The sequence below is a fragment of the Stenotrophomonas sp. HMWF003 genome (assembly GCF_003061285.1).
In the GTDB taxonomy this organism is placed as follows: domain Bacteria; phylum Pseudomonadota; class Gammaproteobacteria; order Xanthomonadales; family Xanthomonadaceae; genus Stenotrophomonas; species Stenotrophomonas maltophilia_AP.
In genome coordinates this window covers 895-1,457 of sequence record NZ_QAIW01000428.1, presented here as the reverse complement: position 1 = coordinate 1,457, position 563 = coordinate 895, and the positions used below count along the sequence as shown (strand labels likewise).

Here is a 563-nt window from a genome sequence, read left to right as displayed (position 1 = left end):
GCGCCGCTGCCGGCGGCGAAGCTGGACGAGCCCACGGCGGTGGCGTAGTCGCCATCGGTGGCCGCGTTGGAACCGGCCGCCACGCTTTCCTCGCCGCCGGCCACGGCCACGCCGTCGCCGCTGGCCTGGAACTGCGCGGTGGCGTCGGTGAGCTGGTCCAGGTTCACCGCATCGGTGCCCTGGGTACCGGCGGCGACGTTGGTGACCTGGCGCTGGCGGGTGCTGCTGCCCACCGACACGGTGTAGGCGCGGTCGGCGACCGAGCCGGCGCCGAGCGCCACCGCATTGGACGCACTGGCATTGCTGCCGGCACCGATGCCGATCGCGCTTTCACCGCCGGCCACCACGTTGGTGCCGATGGCGATGGTGTTGATGCTGTTGCCCAGCGCCTGGAAGCCGACCGCGACGCTGTTGTCGCCGTAGCCGAACGCACCGCGACCCAGCGCGGTGGCGCTGCTGCCGCGCGCCCAGCTGTTGTAGCCGATCGAGGTGGAGCCGGTGCCGCTGGCCCACGCCGACTGACCCACCGCGGTGCCGTTGGCCGCGGTGGCCCAGGCACTGGC

1 pseudogene is annotated in these 563 nt (G+C 73.5%); it reads right to left on the bottom strand.

The annotated features are described in order from the left end of the window. Positions 1–563, bottom strand: a pseudogene (locus tag DBR34_RS21900) (hypothetical protein); the annotation flags it as partial.